General features: G+C 68.1%; 1 pseudogene. It reads left to right on the top strand.

The features are described from left to right. A pseudogene (locus AC5P09_RS51890) lies at positions 1-1,148 on the top strand (RHS repeat-associated core domain-containing protein); the annotation flags it as partial.

Genomic DNA, 1,148 nt, shown 5'->3' with positions numbered 1-1,148 from the left:
ACCGTTCGCACCCGCGAGCGCGTCAAGGGCGACACCTGGCGCACCTCGACCGAGACCACCAAGTACGACAGCTACGGTCTGCCGTACCAGGTGGAGGACAAGAGCCCCGGTGGCAAGGTCCGCTGTTCCACGGTCACTTACGTCCGCAACACCACGGCGTACCTGATCGAGCCGGAATCGCGGGAGAAGACCGTGCTCGGCGCCTGCGGCACCACCGGCGGCGAGGTCGTGGAGGACACCCGCACGCTCTACGACAACCTGGCCTTCGGCGCGGCCCCCACCAAGGGCCTGCCCACCGAGATCCAGGAGCTGAACGGCACCGGCGACGGCTACGTCACCATCGACCGCACCGAGTACGACATCCACGGCCGGGAGACCGCGACCTGGGACGCGGACAACCGTAAGACGTCCGTCAAGTACGTGCCCACGACGGTGGCCCGCCCCACCCAGCAGATCTCCACCGACCCCCTCGAACACACCGAGACCACGGTGTTCGACGATGTCCGCGGCCTGCCGCTGACCGAGGAGGACGCCAACGGCAAGAAGGCCACGATGGAGTACGACCCGCTGGGCCGTCTCCTGAAGGTCTGGGAGATCGACCGCGACCCGGCGACCCAGACCCCCACGGCCACGTACGACTACACCGTCCGCCGCGACGGCCCGACCATCGTCACCACGCGCACCCTGAAGGACAACGGCCAGTACGCCGTGTCCTACGAGATCCTCGACGGCCTGCTGCGCGAGCGGCAGACCCAGGACAAGGCGATCGGCGCCGGACGGATCGTCAACGACACCTTCTACGACAGCGCCGGGCGCCAGTGGAAGGAGAACGACGGCTACTACAACGTCGCCGAGCCCGAGGCGAAGCTGCTCCAGGTCGGGGACAACGACGTCACCTCCCAGAACCGTGTCCTCTTCGACGGCATGGGCCAGCCCACCGCGGAGGTCACGTACTACCGCGGCACGGAGAAGCTGCGCACCACCACCGAACGTGACGGGGACGTCTCCACGACGATCCCGCCGAAGGGCGACACGGTCAACGGCGACCTTCGAGGACGCCGAGGGCCGCGTGGAGCGGCTGCGCGAGTACACCGACGTGGCCCGCACCAAGTGGCGGGACACCGTCTACGAGTACGACGACCTCGACA

The organism is Streptomyces sp. a15 (assembly GCF_059026085.1).
The sequence above is the reverse complement of the archived record's forward strand: the minus strand, read 5'-3'. Positions and strand labels throughout refer to the sequence as shown.